Origin of the sequence: Brevundimonas sp. AJA228-03 (assembly GCF_017795885.1) — a bacterium.
Lineage (GTDB): Bacteria > Pseudomonadota > Alphaproteobacteria > Caulobacterales > Caulobacteraceae > Brevundimonas.
Map to the genome: position 1 here is coordinate 2,898,401 of NZ_CP059297.1, position 16,612 is coordinate 2,915,012.

Sequence of the window (16,612 nt, forward strand, 5' to 3'; positions counted from 1 at the left end):
CATGAACTTCGCCCCCTATCTGGCCATGCTGGCCGTCGTTCTGGCCGGCGGCGCGACGGCGCTGCAGGCCCCGACCAATGCGAGGCTGGCCAGTGCCGTGGCCAGCCCTGTCAATGCGGCCTTCATCTCGTTCGCGGTCGGGACGGCCGCGCTGGGGATCATCGCTGCCGTCCTGCACACGCGGCCGGACATGGTCGCGACAAGGGCCCTGCCCGCCTATGCCTGGTTCGGCGGACTGTATGGCGCGATCTTCGTGGTGGCGGCCGCCTGGGCCGTACCCCGGCTGGGCGTGGCCATGACCATCACCCTGATGGTGGCGGGCCAGCTGCTGCTGAGTCTGGTGCTGGACCATTTCGGTGCCCTGGGCGTACCGCAGAGCCCGATCAGCCTGACGCGGGTGGCCGGGGTCGCCCTGGTCATCGCCGGCGTCCTGTTGGTGCGGAGAGGTTGATGTCCACGCCCCTTCCCGATGCCGGTCGAAACTGGGTCGATGCCCGCGCGCCCGAGGGGCTGAAGCCCTGGCTGAAGCTGGGCCGGTTCGACCGGCCGATCGGGATCTGGCTGCTGCTGCTGCCCGGCTGGCAGGGGATCGCCCTGGCGCTGGCGGAATATCGGCGCGCACCGGACCTCGGCGACCTCTGGCTGTTCGTCGGCTTCGGCCTCGGGGCCTGTCTGATGCGGGCGGCCGGGTGCGCCTTCAACGACATCGTGGACCGGGACATCGACGCCCGGGTCGCCCGCACGGCGGCGCGGCCGATCCCGTCGGGCCGGATCAGCGTCAGACAGGCGTGGGGTTTTCTGGTCGGCTGCAGTCTGGTCAGTCTGTTGATCCTGCTGACGCTGAACCTGACGGTGGTGCTGCTGGGGGTCGGGTCGCTGGCGCTGGTCGCAGCCTATCCCTTCATGAAGCGGATCACATGGTGGCCGCAGGCGTGGCTGGGGCTGACCTTCAACTGGGGCGCGCTGATGGGATTCGCGGCGGCGGCCGGTATCCTGCCATTCTTCGCCTGGGCCTATGCCAGGCTGATGATGGCGACGGGCCAGTGGCCGATCTACGACACCGTGCCCGGCGTGAACGGTTCGCTGACCGCCGCCGCCGCCCTCCTCTACCTCGGCGGGGTGTTCTGGACGCTCGGCTACGACACCATCTACGCCCTGCAGGACATCGAGGACGACGCCATGGTCGGGGTGAAGTCCACCGCCCGGCGGCTGGGCAAGGATGTGCGGCGCGGCGTGGCGATCTTCTATGGGCTGGCGGCCCTGTGCGCCCTGGCAGCGGGTCTCGCGGCCGGGCTGGGCGTGGCCTTCTTCATGGTGCTGGTGGCCTATGGGGCGCATTTCATCTGGCAGGTCCGGACCCTGAAGCCGGACGACGGGGCGCTGGCCCTGCGGCTGTTCAAGTCGAACCGCGAGGCCGGACTGATCCTGCTGGCGGCGATCGCTCTGGGTGGGCTAACAGTTTCGCTCTGACCCGGAGATCGTCATGACCGTCCCCATCCGCAGCCTCGTCATCACCCTGGCCCTGGCCGGGACGCTGGTCGGGTGCAACCGCGACAAGCCCGCCGAGACTGCCGCCACTGCGCCCGCCGTCGGTGCCGTCGTGACCCCGGCCGAGGCCGCCGCCCCGATGACCTATGAGTCAAAGACGCCCTACGCCGAGGTCAGCCTGACCCTGCCGGTCGCCATCAAGAGCCAGCCCGACCTGCACGCCGCCCTCTATGCCCGCACGGTCGCGGACCTGCGCGAGTTCACCGAAGGGGCCCAGGCCGATCGCACCGAAGCCGGCGGCGACGAGGGCATGGGGCCCTATGACAAGTCCATCGCGATCACCCCGGGGGCCGAGACCGGCAAGCTGTTCAGCCTGATCCGCACCGACAGCGAGTTCACCGGCGGGGCGCATTCGAACGCCTCCTTCCTGTCGATCCTGTGGGACAAGGCGCTGAAGCGCGAGATCACGGCGATCGACCTGTTCACCAAGGGGGCTGATCTGTCGGCGCTCGACACCGCCCTGTGCGCCGCCATCAATGCCGAAAAGAAAAAGCGCGATCCGGCCGCCCGGACCGTGTCCCTGACCGGCGGCGACTGGACCTGTCCCCGGGCGGCGACCACGCCCTTCGTGCTGGCGCAGGGCGTCTCGCCGGGCAAGGCGGGCGGACTGGTCTTCCTGATCGCCCCCTATCTGGTCGGCCCCTATGCCGAGGGCAGCTATAAGGTGACCGTGCCCCAGAGCGTTTTCCGCAGCCTGATCGCCCCGGCCTATGCCGACGAGTTCGGCGGCGAGCCGAAGCCCGCCGCCGCCTGATCTACTTCAGAAACTGATCCACGATCTCATCGAACCGTGCCGGCTGGTCGGCCATGATGAAGTGGCGGCTGCCGTCGACGGCGATCAGGGTCACGCCGGGAAGGCTCGCGTACTCCTGCGTCCACAGGGCTTGCGCCATCGCGGGCGGCGGGCCGCCATCAGCGTCGGTGGCGTATAGGGCGGTCACGGGGGTGGTCATGGCGGCCAGACCGGGCCGGGCGTCGGTGGTCATGACGTCGGTCAGGGCGGCGGCGACCGCGTGGCGATCGCTGGCCATCGACCATTCGACCATGGTCTGGCGCATGGCCGCATCGCGGGCCAGGCCCACGGCGGTCTGGGCCTGCTGCGAGCGGAAGGTGGCATCGTCGGCGGCGAGCATGCCCGCCGCGAACTGGGCCGCGAACGGCCGGGCGGACTCGGGCGTTGCCGTGGGACCGAAGAGGGCGCTGTAGAACGGCAGGGCATCGACGATCATCAGCCGGCCGACCCGGTCGGGATGCTGCTGGGCCAGCAGCAGGCCCGACAGCCCGCCCATGGAGTGGCCGATGACGGCCGGGTGATCGAGGCCAGCCTCGGCGATATAGCGGGCCAGCTCATCGACCTCCGGCTGGACGAAGGGGCCGTCGCCGTGGCTCCAGGGCTCGCCCGCGAAGCCCGCCAGCTGCACCAGATGCACCCGGTGCATCGCGGCCAGTCGGGTCGCCAGGGGCCGCCAGACCTCGCGCGAGGAGGCCAGGCCCGGGATCAGGACGACGTCGGGGCCTGAGCCGGTAACCTCGACCGACAGCCGGTCGGAGGTGAAGGGAGCCGTCTGAACGGCATGGGCCGGCTCTGCCCGGGCGTCGGTCTGGCCGACGGTGCAGGCCACGACTATGGCGACGATGATCGGGAACCAGGCAAGGGGGCGCCGGCACCGCGGAAAGGCGGTCTGGAAACGCATGGTGGTGTCCTTCTGGAGTGGTGCCTGACGGGTGTCAGGCGTGGGGGTTTTCGAAGATGGCCTCGACCGGCTGGCCGAAGACGGTGGCGATCCGGTAGGCGAGGTCGAGCGACGGGTCGTGTTTCTCGGTCTCGAGGGCGTTGACCGCCTGTCGCGAGACGCCCAGCGCCTGACCCAGCTGTTCCTGGGTCCAGCCGCGCGCGGTGCGCAGGTCGCGCAGGGAGTTTCGCATCAGCGGCTGTCCCGCACGAAGGGAGACACGAGGCCGAACAGGCCCCAGAACAGGATATAGACGATCCAGCCCGGCGCGTGCGGCGCACCGCCATAGCTCTCCATAAAGCCCCAGCCGGAGAACAGCGCCATGGCCAGGCCCGACGCCAGGATGAACCGCTTGGCGGTGAGCACGCGTACGAACTCATCCGCCTCGTTGATCAGCGTCAGGGTGGCCCAGACCTGACCGGCGATGGGCGCCGCCACGGCCAGACCCAGCAGCAGGCCGGCGGGCTTTCCGATGATCGCGTCGAACGCACCAAAAATGGCCGCGACGTTGACGGCGACATAGCCGGCCATGAAGGCGTTGGTGCGGATGAAATATTTCTTGTGGGCCGCGTCCCACACCTTGGGCAGTTGCATGTTTGCTCTCCGATGTAAGGCCTACCTTACACCGAAGTTTTGTCATGTCAACCTGACTTTTGTCAGGTCAGGCTGACGTCAGAACGGGCCCTGGCGGACGATGGTCTGGAACACGGCTTCCAGCCGCTGGGTACGGACACGATAGGACTGAGCGATGCAGCTGACGTTGCCGCCGCACTGGCCCCGCTCCCGCAGCCAGGCGGTCTGGCTGTCGCGCAGGTCGCTGCGCATCCCCATGCCGACCAGCTGGAGGACCAGGGTGTAGGTCGTGCTCATCTTCACGTCCGCGTCTTCCAGCGCGCGATTGCCGCAGATGGCGACCTCGTCCGCCCTGCGCGCGCGGGTGCAGTCAAAACTGGCCGCCTGTGCGCCCGGCCCGACCGGGGTGAGCGTCGCCGTCCCGACGACGCCGGAGAACAGGAGGATCGTTGCAAATGCTGTGCGCATGGCCTTGTTTCTCATCTGTCGCGCCATCTGACATGATCCTGCGACGCCTTGACGATCACGCCACGGAGCCTGATCCGGGTCAATGGCCGCGCCCCCACATCGCGCTGCCCCTGGACCCGGCGGACATGCCGCATTCCGGATCGGGCATACACAGGCCATCTGTCCGGGTATGCGATCGCCCGTTTCATCCCCACGCGGCATGGCTGTCCCCAGCGGGCGGCTGTCCCGTCTCGCCCGCTTCGGCGGGCTGGCCTCGGGCGTGGCGGGCGGCATGCTGGCCGAAGGGGCGCGTCAGTTCAGCCAGGGCAAGCGACCGACGGTCGGCGACCTGCTGCTGACCCCCGCCAATGCGGTGCGGGTCACCGAACAGCTGGCCCAGCTGCGCGGCGCCGCGATGAAGGTGGGCCAGCTGATCTCCATGGACGCGGGCGAAATGCTGCCCCCCGAACTGTCGGACATCCTGTCGCGCCTGCGGGCCGACGCCCGGCCGATGCCGCAGGTCCAGCTGAAGGCCGCCCTGAACCGGCGCTGGGGCCGGGGCTGGGAGGCGCGGTTCCAGCGGTTCGATTTCGACCCCGTCGCCGCAGCCTCCATCGGACAGGTGCACCGCGCCCTGACGCGGGAGGGCGAGGACCTGGCCGTCAAGGTCCAGTATCCGGGCGTCCGGAACAGCATCGACAGCGACGTGGACAATGTCGCCACCCTGCTGCGGGTCTCCGGCCTGTTGCCTCGGGAGCTGGACGTCACGCCCCTGCTGGGCGAGGCCAAGCGCCAGTTGCACGAGGAGGCCGACTACGAGCGCGAGGGCCAGCATCTGGCGCGGTTCGGAGCGCTGCTGGCCGACCATCCCGACGTCGTCGTGCCCGCCTTGCACGCCGGGCTGACCCGGCCGGACGTTCTGGCCATGACCTATCTGTCCGGTGACCCGGTCGAGGACCTGATCGCCGCGCCGCAGGCGCAACGCGACCAGGTCGCGACCGTCCTGATGCAGCTTCTGCTGCGCGAGCTGTTCGAGTTCGGCCTGATGCAGACCGATCCCAACTTCGCCAACTATCGCCACGAGGCCACCACCGGCCGCATCGTCCTGCTGGACTTCGGCGCGACGCGCGAGATCCGGCCCGAAGTGGCCGAGGGCTACCGCATCTTCCTGAAGGCCGCCCTGGACGACGACCGCGACGGGGCCATCGAGGCGGCGCGGCGGATCGGCTTCTTCGACGACCGGGCGCTGAGCAAGGATCGCGCGGGTCTGGAGGCCATGTTCGACCTGGCCATGGCCCCGTTCCGGGCCCCCGGGCCGTTCGATTTCGGCGACACGGCCGTGGTCGGTCAGCTGCGGACGCGCGGCATGACCTTCGCCGAGGACCGTGCGGTCTGGCACATCCCCCCGATCGACACCCTGTTCATCCAGAGGAAGCTGGGCGGCATCTATCTGCTGGCCGCCCGACTGAAGGCGCGGGTCGATGTCCGCGCGATCCTGCAGCCCTGGCTCTAGCCGGTCAGGGCGCGAAGGCGCACATGCTGCGCATGGCCATCGCCGATCCATCCGCCTTCATCCTGACCAACACCCGATTGCAGGCCGTGCCGCATACGCCGGAGATCCAGCTGTGGCTGGCCGACGAGATCACGCCGATCTGGCGCATGACGGAAGAGGAACTGGGCGAACTGGGCCTGCCGCCGCCGTTCTGGGCCTTCGCCTGGTCGGGCGGACAGGGGCTGGCCCGCTGGGTGCTGGACACGCCTGCCGAGGTCGCGGGCCGGTCGGTGCTGGACTTCGCCACCGGATCGGGACTGGTCGGGATCGCGGCGATGAAGGCGGGGGCGGCCCGCGTCCTGTGCGCCGACATCGATCCGTTCAGCGGGGCGGCGGTCGCGCTGAACGCCCGGGCCAATGGCGTGGAGGTCGCCTTCACCGACATGGACCTGCTGGACGCCGATCCGCCGCCGGTCGACGTCATCTGCGCGGGCGACGTCTGCTATGAGAAGCCGATGACGGATCGGGTGCTTCAGTGGCTGGGGCGGGCGCGGCGACAGGGCACGCGCGTCCTGATCGGCGATCCCCACCGGACCTATTTTCCGAAGTCCGGGCTCGACCTGCTGGCCGAGTACCAGGTCCCGACGACGCGCGAGCTGGAGGATTTCGCCATCAAGCGCTCCAGCGTCTGGGCCATGCCCTGAACCGGTCTCGCGACCTCGTGACATGGCGACGCCCAGCACCCGGCCGGCGACGGAATCCCTTCCCCTGCCCCCGCGTTTCGGCCTAGCCTCGGTCAGGAAATGGGGAGACGAAGATGCGCTGGCGGGGCGGACAAAGGGGTGGCGGGGTCGAGGATCGGCGCGGGATGAGCGGCGGTGCCGTCGCGGGCGGAGGGATCGGCGTCATCGTCCTGAGCCTGATCGGCTATTTCGTGTTCGGCATCGACCCGTCCACGACCCAGCAGGTCGCCAGCCAATTCGGCGGGGCCAGCACCAGCCAGGAAGGCAAGATCGGCACGCCGGAAGACCAAGCGGGTCAATTCGTAGCCATCGTCGGCAAGAACATCAACGATGTCTGGGCGGCCAAGATCGACGGCTATACGCCGCCCGAACCGACGGTCCTCTACGAACAGGGCACAGACACCGGCTGTGGCTTCGGCCAGTCGGCGATGGGGCCCTTCTACTGCCCGGCGGACAATACCGTCTATCTGGACCTCGGCTTCTGGGAAGAGATGGAGACCCAACTGGGGGCCTCAGGGGCCGACTTCGCCCGCGCCTATGTCCTGGCCCATGAGATCGGCCACCATGTCCAGACCCTGACCGGGGCCTCGCAGCGCGTCGAACGGGCCCAGGCCCGCGCCTCGGGCGAGGCCGAGGCGAACCAGTATTCGGTCGGGCTGGAGCTTCAGGCCGACTGCTATGCCGGAGTCTGGGCCGCCAATGCCGCATCGGTGTCCGGCGGGGAGGTCGCGGTCGAACAGGGCGATCTGGAAGAGGGTCTGCAGACCGCCTCGGCCATCGGCGATGACAACCTGCAGCGCCGTTCGGGTGGACAGGTGAACCCCGACGGCTTCACCCACGGCACCTCGGCACAGCGGGTCGAGGCCCTGCGGCGCGGATACCAGTCCGGCGAACCGGCGGCCTGCGACCGCTATACCGACTTCTGATCGCATGTTGCAGTGCACGCAAGGTGACGCCATTGTCACGCCGTGACCGCCTCCGCGCCTGCCACCGCCGCCGACGCCCTTCGCCATGCCCGCCGTGTGGTGATCAAGGTCGGCTCCTCTCTGGTCGTCGACGGAGAGAGCCGCGCGGCCGCCCTGCCCTGGCTGGCCGGTCTGGCCGAGGACATCGCGGCGCTGCGGGCCAGCAAGCGATCCGTGATCGTCGTCTCCTCCGGGGCCGTGGCGCTGGGGCGTGGGCGCCTGGGGCTGGCGAAGAACGCGCGGCTGGATGAGAAGCAGGCCGCGGCGGCCGTGGGTCAGTCCCTGCTGATGCAGGCGTGGGAGGTGGCGCTGGCGTCTCGCGGCATGACGACGGCGCAGGTCCTGCTGACGCGCGACGACACCGAACGCCGCCGCCGCTGGCTCAATGCGCAGGCGACGCTGGAGGCCCTGCTGAAGCTGGGCGTCGTGCCCGTGGTCAACGAGAACGACACCGTCGCCACCGAGGAAATCCGATACGGCGACAACGACCGGCTGGCCGCGCGGACGGCGCAGCTGGCGCGAGCGGATCTGCTGGTCCTGCTGTCGGACGTGGATGGTCTGTACACGGCCGATCCGAGGCAGAACCCCGACGCCACCCATCTGGACCGGATCGACGCCCTGACGCCGGACGTCCTGGCCATGGCGGGTGGGGCCAATGCGGAGGCTTCGGTCGGGACGGGCGGAATGGCGACCAAGCTGGAGGCGGCGCGGATCGCGCGGTCGGCGGGTTGCGCGACCCTGATCGTCTCGGGCCTGGTGACGCGGCCGTTGGCGGCGATCGCCAACGGAGCGCGGGCGACATTGATCACCGCGCCAGCCAGTCCGATGCAGGCCTACAAGTCATGGATCGCGGGCAGTCTGGAACCCGCAGGCGTGATCGAGATCGACGCCGGCGCGGCCGATGCCCTGGCAGGGGGGCGCAGTCTGCTGGCCTCGGGCGTCTGCCGGATCGAAGGGCGCTTCGACCGGGGCGACAGCGTGCGGGTGCTGAGCGCGGGCACGGCCGTCGGCGTCGGACTGGCGGCCTATTCGGCCGAGGAGATGGCCCTGATCCTGGGCCGCCATTCCGGTGAGATCGAGGCCATCGTGGGCTATAAGGGCCCCGGCGTGGCCATTCACCGCGACGATCTGGTGCTGAGCTGATGAGCGATATCGAGACCGACATGCTGGCCATGGGGCGACGCGCGCGGGCCGCGGCGGCGGCGGTCCGCACTGCCCCGGCCGAGGTGCGCAGCCGCGCCCTGTCGGCTGCCGCCCGGTCGCTGCGCGCCCAAGCCGATGCGATCCTGTCCGCCAATCAGAGCGACATCGACCGGGCCCGGACGAACGGCATGAGCGAGGCCATGCAGGACCGGCTGGCCCTGACGCCGGCCCGCATCGCCGCCATGGCCGAGGGCGTCGACGCGGTCGCGGCCTTCGCCGACCCGGTGGGCGTCGTGACCGAGCGCTGGACCCGGCCGAACGGGCTGGCCTTCCAGCGGGTGCGGACCCCGCTCGGCGTGCTGGCCATCATCTATGAAAGCCGGCCCAATGTGACGGCCGACGCCGCCGCCCTGTCGATCCGGGCGGGCAATGTGGCCATCCTGCGCTGCGGGTCCGACTGTCTGGAAAGCTCGCGCGCCATCCACCGGGCCATGGTCGAGGGCCTGGCCGAGGCCGGGCTGCCCGTCGATGCGGTTCAGCTGGTGGATACGCCGGACCGCGCCGCCGTCGGTGCCCTGCTGACGGGACTGGAGGGCCATATCGACTTGTTGATCCCGCGCGGCGGCAAGAGTCTGGTGGCGCGGGTGCAGGCCGATGCGCGTGTGCCCGTGCTGGGTCATCTGGAGGGGCTGAACCATACCTATCTGCACGCCTCGGCCGATCCGGCGATGGCGGTGGACATCGTGGTGAACGCCAAGATGCGGCGCGTCTCGGTCTGCGGCGCGACCGAGACGCTGCTGGTCGACCGCGCGGCGGCGGAGCGGCTGCTGGTGCCGGTGGCCCGGGCCCTGACGGCGGCGGGCTGTGCCATGCGGGGCGATGCAGAGGCCATGGCCCTGGTGCCCGGCATGGAGGCGGCCGAGGAGGCCGACTGGTCGACGGAGTATCTGGCACCGATGCTGTCGGTGCGGATCGTGGACGGTCTGGATCAGGCCATCGCGCACATCGCCACCTATGGCTCGGGCCATACCGAGGCGATCGTGGCCGGGGACGCCTGGGCCGCCGCCGCCTTCCAGCAGGCGGTCGACAGCGCCATCGTACTCTGGAACGCCTCGACCCAGTTCGCCGACGGGGGAGAGTTCGGCTTCGGTGGCGAGATCGGCATCTCGACCTCGCGACTGCATGCGCGGGGGCCGGTGGGGGCCGAACAGCTGACCAGCTTCAAATATCTGGTGACCGGCACGGGCCAGACGCGGGCCTAGCCAACTGTCAGATCCATCGGCCGCGAGGTGTGCAGCGCCGTGCCGCCGAGGTCGATGACCAGCCGTCGCCCCTCGAACGCCTCCATACCGACCAGGGCCTTGGGAAAGCCCGGCAGGGCGACGTCGGCATAGATGGCGGTCTCCACATCGCGATAGAGCTGATCGCCCACAGTGACCGTCCGGGCACGGACGAGTTGTGAGGCGATGGCTCCGCCCAGCACGATGCTGGACCCGCGCCGCACGGGACGGCCGTCCAGCAGGCCCGCGTTCTGCGCCGTTTCGCGCCCCAGCGCGATCAGGGCCGAGGCACCGGTGTCGATGACCGCCTGGACCCGCGCGCCCTCCACCGTGACCTCGGTCTCCAGGGCTCCGCGCGACTTGCCGACCACCACGGGCAGGACATTGCTCGGCAGGACGTGGCCGGATCGGGCGTGGAAGCGCAGCCGCCGCCCGGCCGTGTCCAGCTCCAGCACCGCCTCGCCCAGAACATCCTGACCGAGGATCAGCGGGGCGGACAGGCCCTCGCGCATGGCGAGGGGACCCAGCGCCAGGATGGCCGCGCGAAGATCGGCGATCCGCATGTCTCCGAGCGCGATCTGCAGCGTCGTCCCCCGCCCCATCTGGGCCCCGCCGCCGACGCCATAGGCCACCAGCGGCAGGTCGAGGGCGCGGGTCAGGCCCAGGGCGTCGAACAGGCCGCTGTCGATGACCGAATACTGGGCCCCCGAATCGATCAGGGCCCGGACCGTCTGGCCGGCGATGGTGACGAGGGCGGTCGGCGTCGCGGCATACGGGGCGTCATAGGGCACCCAGCCGCTGGTCCCGTCGGCGCCGAAGCTCACCGCCGGATCGCGCCACAGGACGTTGTCGCGCAGCCACCAGGCCCCGCCCAGCCCACCGGCGAGCAGCGCGGCCCGGGTCAGGAGGTCACGACGGTTCATGAATCAACAATGGGGATGCTCGACCCCCGCGTCGAGGCGCGGTGCTGTCGCGGTCGCGGTCAAACCTCGAAGGTCACGCCCTGGGCCAGGGGCAGGTCGGCCGAGAAGTTCACCGTCTGGGTCTGGCGACGCATATAGGATTTCCAGGCGTCCGAGCCGCTCTCACGCCCGCCACCCGTCTCCTTCTCACCGCCGAAGGCCCCGCCGATCTCGGCGCCCGAGGGGCCGATGTTGACATTGGCGATGCCGCAGTCCGAGCCCCAGGCCGACAGGAAGGCTTCGGCCTCCCGGACGCTGTCGGTGAAGACGCAGCTCGACAGCCCCTGCGGCACGGCGTTCTGCATCGCCACCGCCTCATCGAAATCGCGCCAGGTCAGGACATAGAGGATCGGCGCGAAGGTCTCGTGCCGGACGACCGCGCTCTGGGTCGGCATCCGGACGATGGCGGGACGGACGCAGGTGCCCTCCACCCGGGTGCCGCCGACCACGACCGTACCGCCCTCGGCAACCGCCTGGGCCAGGGCCGCATCGAAGCCCTTCACCGCCTCCTCGTCGATCAGCGGCCCGACCAGGGTGGCGGACGCGCGCGGGTCGCCGATGGGGAGGCTGGCGTAGGCGGATGCCAGCCGCGCCAACAGGGGCTCGGCCACGTCCTCGTGGACCAGCAGGCGGCGCAGGGTCGTGCACCGCTGGCCGCAGGTCCCCACGGCGGAAAAGGCGATGGCCCGCACCGCCAGGTCCATGTCGGCGGACGGGGTGACGATCATGGCATTGTTGCCGCCCAGCTCCAGCAGCGACCGGCCCAGCCGTGCCGCCACCGTTGTCGCCACCGCCCGGCCCATCCGGGTCGACCCGGTCGCGGACACCAGGGCCACGCGCGGATCGGCCACCAGCGCCTCGCCCACATCGCGGCCGCCGATCAAGAGCTGAAGCAGTCCGTCGGGGGCAGTGCCGAAGCGCGCCAGTGCCCGCCGGACAACCGCATGAACGGCCAGGGCCGTCAGCGGCGTCTTCTCCGATGGCTTCCAGACCACCGGATCGCCACAGACCAGGGCCAGCGCCGCGTTCCAGGCCCAGACCGCGACCGGAAAGTTGAACGCCGAGATCACCGCGACCGGACCCAGCGGCTGCCAGGTCTCGCGCATGTGATGGCCGGGGCGTTCGCTGGGCAGGGTCAGACCATAGAGCTGACGCGACAGGCCGACCGCGAAGTCGCAGATGTCGATCATTTCCTGCACCTCGCCCTGACCCTCGGAGGTGATCTTGCCGGCCTCCAGCGTGACCAGCATGGCGAGGTCGGCTTTGGCGATGCGAAGTTCCTCGCCCAGCAGCCGGACCAGCTCACCCCGATGCGGCGCCGGCACGCGTCGCCAGGCCTCGAAGGCCGTGGTGGCTGCCGACAGGGCGGTGTCGATGTCGCGGGGGCCGTCGATGCGGACGGATACGCCCGTCGAGCCGTCGATGGGAGAGCGGGTCGGCAGCCCGTCGGTCGCGAAGGCGGTTTCAGGCACGCCGAGACGGGTCAGGATCAGACGGGCATCTGCGGCGGCGGTCATGGTCGGCTCCAGTTTCGTGCCGGGCTTAGCCTTGCGTCGGACAAAGCAAAAGGGCCGCCTCCTTTTCGGAAGCGGCCCCTCGTTCAGATCAGCCCTGGATCAGTGGTGATCGCGCCAGCCGCCGTCGCGGCGGTCTTCGCGCAGCGCGCGCCCGATGCGATACAACCGGTCCTCCAGGTCGCGGCGCTCCCAGCGGCTCAGACCGTCACGGCGATACTGCCATTCGACCCGCTGGTACTCGCTCAGCTGCCAGCGCAGGTCGCGGGCCTCTCGCCGGCTGATGCGACCGGTGTAGGCCGCGCGGTCGATGCGCTGGGACAGGCGGGCCTGGTCGCCGTTCAGGCCGGCACCGTTCCAGCCGCCGTTGTAGTCCTGGCCGTAGCCGCCACCATAGCCTCCACCATAACCGCCACCGTGGTGGCGACCGTAGGATTGAGCCAGCGTCGGGGTCGCGATCGCGACCGCCGACGCCGCCAGCAGCGAAAGCAGGGCTTTCCTCGTCAGGGCGGTCGTCATGATCTTTGTTCCTCATTCACCCACCCTGGATTGGGCGGCGAGGATCAGAAAACCACGGTGAAGCTGACACAGGTCTGAGCCGTCTGTTGTCAAACCGACAGCTAGATGAACGGTGACGCCTGTGGCCCGCAAGAGCGGAGCAACGCGGCCGCGTGCGGCGGGTTCTGACGGTTCCACGCAGCAGACCCGGCGTTCCATCGTGACGATCAAGGACGTGATGAGCCGGGACGTGCAGGTCGCCCGCCCCGCCGATCCGATCAAGGAGGTCGCATCGTGTCGCCGGGCGACCCGTCGGCGCGTGTGAAGACGAAATCCGTGGGCGCGACGCCGGAGACGATCTCGACATCGGCCTGCTCGCCTTCACGCCTGTTTCACCCTGTCTGGACACCATGCGTCAACGACCGGTGCGGCAAGGTAGGCGGTAACGATCAGGAGTGGCCAGAATGGCGCGCGCGCAGTTTCAGAAGGGCCAGAAGGTCTGGGTCGAGTGCGTCGGTGCATGGGCCCAGATCGAAAAGGTTCAGCCCATCTGGGCCAAGGGGTTCGAGGAACCCGTACGCCTCACCTATGACGTCGGGCTGGGACGCGAGTTCCAGGCTTGCGAACTAACCCTGCCGGTCGAGGACGAGGCGGACCCCGAGCTCGGCAAATGGCGTCTGCTGCGCGCCCGCAACAAGTGGCAGACGTCCGATGACGTGGCGCACCATCCCTACCCCGGCACCTATCCCGTCGTCGTGACCGACGCGGCAGACTGGGGCGGCTGGCGCGTACCGGGCGCGGAATACGACCGCGACCCACAGAAGATCGAGTATCAGGGCCGACTGATCGTGGCCGCGCCCCGCCTGATGCAATTGGCGCAGCGGCTGATCGATGCGGTGTCCGAGAGCCCCGATGATGCCACGGCCGAGGGCCTGGCCCTGGCGCGGGAAGCGCATGACATCCTGAAAGGCGTGACCCAGCTGACCCCGGCGCCGACCGATGTGCAGCCGCGCGTCGAGCCGCAGATGACCGGACAAGCCGCGGCCTGAAGCCTGGGGCATAATCCGGTCCGAAAACTGCTGACACTTTTCGGGATCACGCGGTCATCTTTCGTTAACCAGACCTCGACAGGATTCCGCGACGCAGCTTAGATTCCAGGGCGTCGTCAAGAACGCGCGCACCCGGCCCCGCCGGACAAGGCCGCGACCTGTCCGGGGAGAGCGCCTTGCGGGGCAAAGAGCGCCGCATTCAGCAGCCGGGCCGCCGCGCCGCGGACAGTCCCGACGGCCTGCCGGCCTGGGCGAGGGTGCTTGTGCTGGCCCTGACCCTGGGTCTGGCCATCTATGTCCTGTTGTTCGCCCGCGAGAGCACGCGCCCGGCGCGCGAGGTCGAGGGTCTGCGCGAACAGGCCCTGGTGGCCGAGGCCCAACTGACGGCAGCCCGTCTGGACGCGGCCCTGGGACGGGCACAGCTGGGGCTCGATGTCGTCGCCAGACGTCTGGCCAGCGCGCCGGGGCGCCCCCTGGACGCCGTGGAGGCCGGCCGCGCCGTGGCCCCCGAGACGGCCTTTCTGGTGAAGGCCTCCGACGGGGCCCATGTGGCGGTGAAGGGGGCCGCCCCGGAGGATTTCGTCTCGAATACCCGGGGCATCCTGCACCAACGCGCCGTCAGCGGGCGCACCGTGACGGCGCGCACGACCCTGCCCGAGGCCGCTGATATAGTCTTCGTCGGTCTGGACGGTCGCGTGATCGGGACGCCGACGACCTTGAAGGACCGGCTGGGCCTCGAACCCCGCGCACTCGTCGAAACCCGAACGCCCCTGCCCGGCAAGAGCGGCGACACGCCTCTGAGCGCCGCGGGCGCGGCGGTGGGCAAAACCGGGCTGGTCGTCGTGGCCTGGCGTCCCCGGTCGACCGGCGCAGCGGCTTTCGTCAGCGATCTGTGGCTGGTGGTCGCGCCGATCGGACTGGGCGTGATGGTGCTGGGCCTGGCCGTGCTGCAACGCTGGCGTCAGTCGCGAGCCTCCAGGGTATGGGCCGAGAGCGAACAGCGCTTCCGCGTGGCGGTCGAGGCGGCCCAGTGCGGGGTCTGGGAATGGAACCTGGAGACCGAAACCGTGGACGTCTCCGACTACATGGCCGCCCTGCTCGGACTGCCGGATGGAGGATCGGTGACGACCGCCGGGGTCATGGAGCACATCCATCCGCGCTATCGCGATCTGGTCGAACATGCCCTTCGCCAGGCGGCCACCTTCGGCACGTTCGAGGTCACGTTCGCCGTTCCCCTGGAGGGCGGCGGGGCTCGCTGGATCGACGCACGCGGCCAGGCCCAGGGCGCTCGCGGCGAAGATGGCTACGTCAAGATCCTGGGCGTCGCCATGGACATCACCGAGGCCCGCCGCGCCAAGGCCCAGGCCCAGGCGGCCGAGGGACGCCTGCGCGACGGCATCGAGAGCGTGTCCGACGCCTTCGTTCTGTTCGACCGGCTCGGCCGGCTCATCCTGTGGAACCAGGCCTTCAAGGACGCTTTCAACTTCGATGGCGAGACGGTCCGGAGGGGTGCCCTCAAGGACGAACTGAACCGCATCGCCGCCCTGGCCATCAAGACGGACCGGTCCTCGCCCGAGGGCCGCGCCGGCGCTCGCGAGGTCGAACTGCACGACGGCCGGGTCCTGCAGCTGTCCGAACGCTTCACCAGCGACGGCGGCACCGTCATCACGGCCGCCGACGTGACCGCCATACGTCGCCAGGAGGTCGAGCGCCAGCGCGCCGCCGACAGCTTGCGCAAGACCGTGGACGAGCTGGAGGCCAGCCGGACGAAGCTGTCCCTGCTCGCCCGCAAGTACGAGATCGCCATGACACGCGCCGAGGCCGCCAACCAGGCCAAGTCGGAGTTCCTGGCCAATATGAGCCATGAACTGCGGACCCCGCTGAATGCCATCAACGGCTTCTCGGAGATCATGGCCGGCGAAATGTTCGGCCCGCTGGGTCACGAGAAATACCGGGATTATTCGCACGACATCCTGAAGTCCGGCCAGCACCTGCTGAGTCTGATCAACGACATCCTGGACATGGCCAAGATCGAGGCCGGCAAGATGACCCTGCACTACGAGCCGGTATCCCTGACCGAGGTGTGCGAGGAAGCGATCCGGCTGATGCGCGGCAAGGCCCAGGACTGTGGCCTGACCCTGAGCCTGGAGGCCGAAGACGGGCCCGAGATCGAGGCCGACTATCGCGGCCTGAAGCAGGTGATGCTGAACCTGATCTCCAACGCGGTGAAGTTCACGCCGGAAGGCGGCAAGATCACCGTCTCGATCGCGCAAGAGGACACCGGACGGATGCGCATTGCGGTGACCGATACCGGGATCGGCATCGCCGAGGCCGACCTGGCGCGCCTGGCCCAGCCGTTCGAACAGGTCGAGGGCCAGCATTCCAAGACGACGCAAGGCACGGGCCTGGGCCTGGCCCTGACCAGGTCGCTGATCGAACTGCACGGCGGCCGGATGATCATGACCAGCACGCCGGGCGAAGGCACGACCGTCAGCTTCGACATCCCGATCCGTCGACCCGTCCCGGTCGAAGCCCAGCAGGCACAGGCGGCCTAAGGGATGATCGTTTGAGGTGGACCCATATCGTGGGACCAACCGAAGGCATGGATCATGCCCTGCGCCTGACCGGAGCCTGATTCACGGCATTGGCGGCATCGCGAGCCGAT

General features: G+C 69.5%; 17 protein-coding genes. 10 read left to right on the plus strand and 7 right to left on the minus strand.

The features are described from left to right. Nucleotide 1: 1 nt before the first annotated feature. The 3 genes from HZ989_RS14490 to HZ989_RS14500 are packed head-to-tail and all read left to right on the plus strand — an operon-like array spanning nt 2 to nt 2,302. A complete protein-coding gene (locus tag HZ989_RS14490) occupies nt 2–451 on the plus strand; it encodes a DMT family transporter (RefSeq protein ID WP_209321501.1) in 450 nt (149 codons plus the stop codon). Beyond that, nucleotides 451–1,470, plus strand: coding sequence for a UbiA family prenyltransferase (locus HZ989_RS14495; protein WP_209321502.1), 1,020 nt, complete (start codon nt 451–453; stop codon nt 1,468–1,470). Before HZ989_RS14490 ends, HZ989_RS14495 begins: the two co-directional genes overlap by 1 nt. Nucleotides 1,471–1,483: 13 nt before the next feature. Further along, on the plus strand, nt 1,484–2,302 hold the full coding sequence (locus tag HZ989_RS14500) for an RsiV family protein (RefSeq protein WP_209321503.1): 819 nt from the start codon (nt 1,484–1,486) through the stop codon (nt 2,300–2,302). A gap of 1 nt (nt 2,303) precedes the next feature. Here HZ989_RS14500 and HZ989_RS14505 read toward each other — a convergent pair whose 3' ends face one another. The 4 genes from HZ989_RS14505 to HZ989_RS14520 all read right to left on the minus strand — a co-directional run bounded on the left by HZ989_RS14505 (nt 2,304) and on the right by HZ989_RS14520 (nt 4,337). After that, complete coding sequence (locus HZ989_RS14505; RefSeq protein ID WP_209321504.1) at nt 2,304–3,242, minus strand: alpha/beta fold hydrolase; 939 nt, start codon at nt 3,240–3,242, stop codon at nt 2,304–2,306. A 34-nt stretch (nt 3,243–3,276) separates the two neighbouring features. Then, a complete protein-coding gene (locus HZ989_RS14510; RefSeq protein ID WP_209321505.1) occupies nt 3,277–3,474 on the minus strand; it encodes a helix-turn-helix transcriptional regulator in 198 nt (65 codons plus the stop codon). After that, nucleotides 3,474–3,875, minus strand: a complete 402-nt coding sequence (locus tag HZ989_RS14515) for a hypothetical protein (protein WP_209321506.1) — start codon at nt 3,873–3,875, stop codon at nt 3,474–3,476. Before HZ989_RS14515 ends, HZ989_RS14510 begins: the two co-directional genes overlap by 1 nt. Nucleotides 3,876–3,953: 78 nt before the next feature. Further along, nucleotides 3,954–4,337, minus strand: a complete 384-nt coding sequence (locus tag HZ989_RS14520) for a lysozyme inhibitor LprI family protein (protein ID WP_245162388.1) — start codon at nt 4,335–4,337, stop codon at nt 3,954–3,956. Nucleotides 4,338–4,521: 184 nt separating this feature from the next. Between HZ989_RS14520 and HZ989_RS14525 the strand changes: the two genes are divergently transcribed. From HZ989_RS14525 to HZ989_RS14545, 5 genes are all read left to right on the plus strand, one after another. Continuing rightward, nucleotides 4,522–5,814, plus strand: a complete 1,293-nt coding sequence (locus HZ989_RS14525) for an AarF/ABC1/UbiB kinase family protein (RefSeq protein WP_245162389.1) — start codon at nt 4,522–4,524, stop codon at nt 5,812–5,814. A 23-nt stretch (nt 5,815–5,837) separates the two neighbouring features. Further along, the gene (locus HZ989_RS14530; protein WP_371812957.1) at nt 5,838–6,497 is read left to right on the plus strand and encodes a methyltransferase; all 660 of its coding nucleotides are present in this window, start codon (nt 5,838–5,840) and stop codon (nt 6,495–6,497) included. Nucleotides 6,498–6,610: 113 nt separating this feature from the next. Next, nucleotides 6,611–7,462 (plus strand): neutral zinc metallopeptidase, encoded by an 852-nt coding sequence (locus tag HZ989_RS14535; RefSeq protein WP_209321508.1) that lies wholly within the window; start codon nt 6,611–6,613, stop codon nt 7,460–7,462. A gap of 42 nt (nt 7,463–7,504) precedes the next feature. Then, nucleotides 7,505–8,644 (plus strand): glutamate 5-kinase, encoded by a 1,140-nt coding sequence (gene proB / locus HZ989_RS14540; protein ID WP_209321509.1) that lies wholly within the window; start codon nt 7,505–7,507, stop codon nt 8,642–8,644. Then, a complete protein-coding gene (locus HZ989_RS14545) occupies nt 8,644–9,906 on the plus strand; it encodes a glutamate-5-semialdehyde dehydrogenase (protein ID WP_209321510.1) in 1,263 nt (420 codons plus the stop codon). Before proB ends, HZ989_RS14545 begins: the two co-directional genes overlap by 1 nt. On the opposite strand, the gene HZ989_RS14550 is transcribed toward HZ989_RS14545, so the two are convergent. The 3 genes from HZ989_RS14550 to HZ989_RS14560 all read right to left on the minus strand — a co-directional run bounded on the left by HZ989_RS14550 (nt 9,903) and on the right by HZ989_RS14560 (nt 12,919). After that, nucleotides 9,903–10,847 carry a retropepsin-like aspartic protease gene (locus HZ989_RS14550; protein ID WP_209321511.1) on the minus strand — a complete coding sequence of 315 codons (945 nt, stop codon included), beginning with the start codon at nt 10,845–10,847 and terminating at the stop codon, nt 9,903–9,905. The genes HZ989_RS14545 and HZ989_RS14550 overlap by 4 nt on opposite strands. A gap of 59 nt (nt 10,848–10,906) precedes the next feature. Next, complete coding sequence (locus HZ989_RS14555; protein ID WP_209321512.1) at nt 10,907–12,403, minus strand: aldehyde dehydrogenase family protein; 1,497 nt, start codon at nt 12,401–12,403, stop codon at nt 10,907–10,909. Between the two features lie 99 nt (nt 12,404–12,502). Beyond that, nucleotides 12,503–12,919 carry a hypothetical protein gene (locus HZ989_RS14560; RefSeq protein WP_209321513.1) on the minus strand — a complete coding sequence of 139 codons (417 nt, stop codon included), beginning with the start codon at nt 12,917–12,919 and terminating at the stop codon, nt 12,503–12,505. Between the two features lie 443 nt (nt 12,920–13,362). Between HZ989_RS14560 and HZ989_RS14565 the strand changes: the two genes are divergently transcribed. Together HZ989_RS14565 and HZ989_RS14570 are read left to right on the plus strand one after the other, a co-directional pair. Continuing rightward, a complete protein-coding gene (locus tag HZ989_RS14565) occupies nt 13,363–13,947 on the plus strand; it encodes a hypothetical protein (RefSeq protein ID WP_209321514.1) in 585 nt (194 codons plus the stop codon). Between the two features lie 176 nt (nt 13,948–14,123). Beyond that, nucleotides 14,124–16,502, plus strand: coding sequence for a cell wall metabolism sensor histidine kinase WalK (locus HZ989_RS14570; RefSeq protein ID WP_209321515.1), 2,379 nt, complete (start codon nt 14,124–14,126; stop codon nt 16,500–16,502). The last annotated feature ends 110 nt before the right edge of the window (nt 16,503–16,612 follow it).

What these genes read in the sequence shown, in the direction of transcription:
- HZ989_RS14490 (WP_209321501.1), top strand. Translation starts at nt 2, where the DNA reads ATGAACTTCGCCCCCTATCTGGCCATGCTGGCCGTCGTTCTGGCCGGC.
- HZ989_RS14495 (WP_209321502.1), top strand. Translation starts at nt 451, where the DNA reads ATGTCCACGCCCCTTCCCGATGCCGGTCGAAACTGGGTCGATGCCCGC.
- HZ989_RS14500 (WP_209321503.1), top strand. Translation starts at nt 1,484, where the DNA reads ATGACCGTCCCCATCCGCAGCCTCGTCATCACCCTGGCCCTGGCCGGG.
- HZ989_RS14505 (WP_209321504.1), bottom strand. Translation starts at nt 3,242, where the DNA reads ATGCGTTTCCAGACCGCCTTTCCGCGGTGCCGGCGCCCCCTTGCCTGG.
- HZ989_RS14510 (WP_209321505.1), bottom strand. Translation starts at nt 3,474, where the DNA reads ATGCGAAACTCCCTGCGCGACCTGCGCACCGCGCGCGGCTGGACCCAG.
- HZ989_RS14515 (WP_209321506.1), bottom strand. Translation starts at nt 3,875, where the DNA reads ATGCAACTGCCCAAGGTGTGGGACGCGGCCCACAAGAAATATTTCATC.
- HZ989_RS14520 (WP_245162388.1), bottom strand. Translation starts at nt 4,337, where the DNA reads ATGAGAAACAAGGCCATGCGCACAGCATTTGCAACGATCCTCCTGTTC.
- HZ989_RS14525 (WP_245162389.1), top strand. Translation starts at nt 4,522, where the DNA reads ATGGCTGTCCCCAGCGGGCGGCTGTCCCGTCTCGCCCGCTTCGGCGGG.
- HZ989_RS14530 (WP_371812957.1), top strand. Translation starts at nt 5,838, where the DNA reads ATGCTGCGCATGGCCATCGCCGATCCATCCGCCTTCATCCTGACCAAC.
- HZ989_RS14535 (WP_209321508.1), top strand. Translation starts at nt 6,611, where the DNA reads ATGCGCTGGCGGGGCGGACAAAGGGGTGGCGGGGTCGAGGATCGGCGC.
- HZ989_RS14545 (WP_209321510.1), top strand. Translation starts at nt 8,644, where the DNA reads ATGAGCGATATCGAGACCGACATGCTGGCCATGGGGCGACGCGCGCGG.
- HZ989_RS14550 (WP_209321511.1), bottom strand. Translation starts at nt 10,847, where the DNA reads ATGAACCGTCGTGACCTCCTGACCCGGGCCGCGCTGCTCGCCGGTGGG.
- HZ989_RS14555 (WP_209321512.1), bottom strand. Translation starts at nt 12,403, where the DNA reads ATGACCGCCGCCGCAGATGCCCGTCTGATCCTGACCCGTCTCGGCGTG.
- HZ989_RS14560 (WP_209321513.1), bottom strand. Translation starts at nt 12,919, where the DNA reads ATGACGACCGCCCTGACGAGGAAAGCCCTGCTTTCGCTGCTGGCGGCG.
- HZ989_RS14565 (WP_209321514.1), top strand. Translation starts at nt 13,363, where the DNA reads ATGGCGCGCGCGCAGTTTCAGAAGGGCCAGAAGGTCTGGGTCGAGTGC.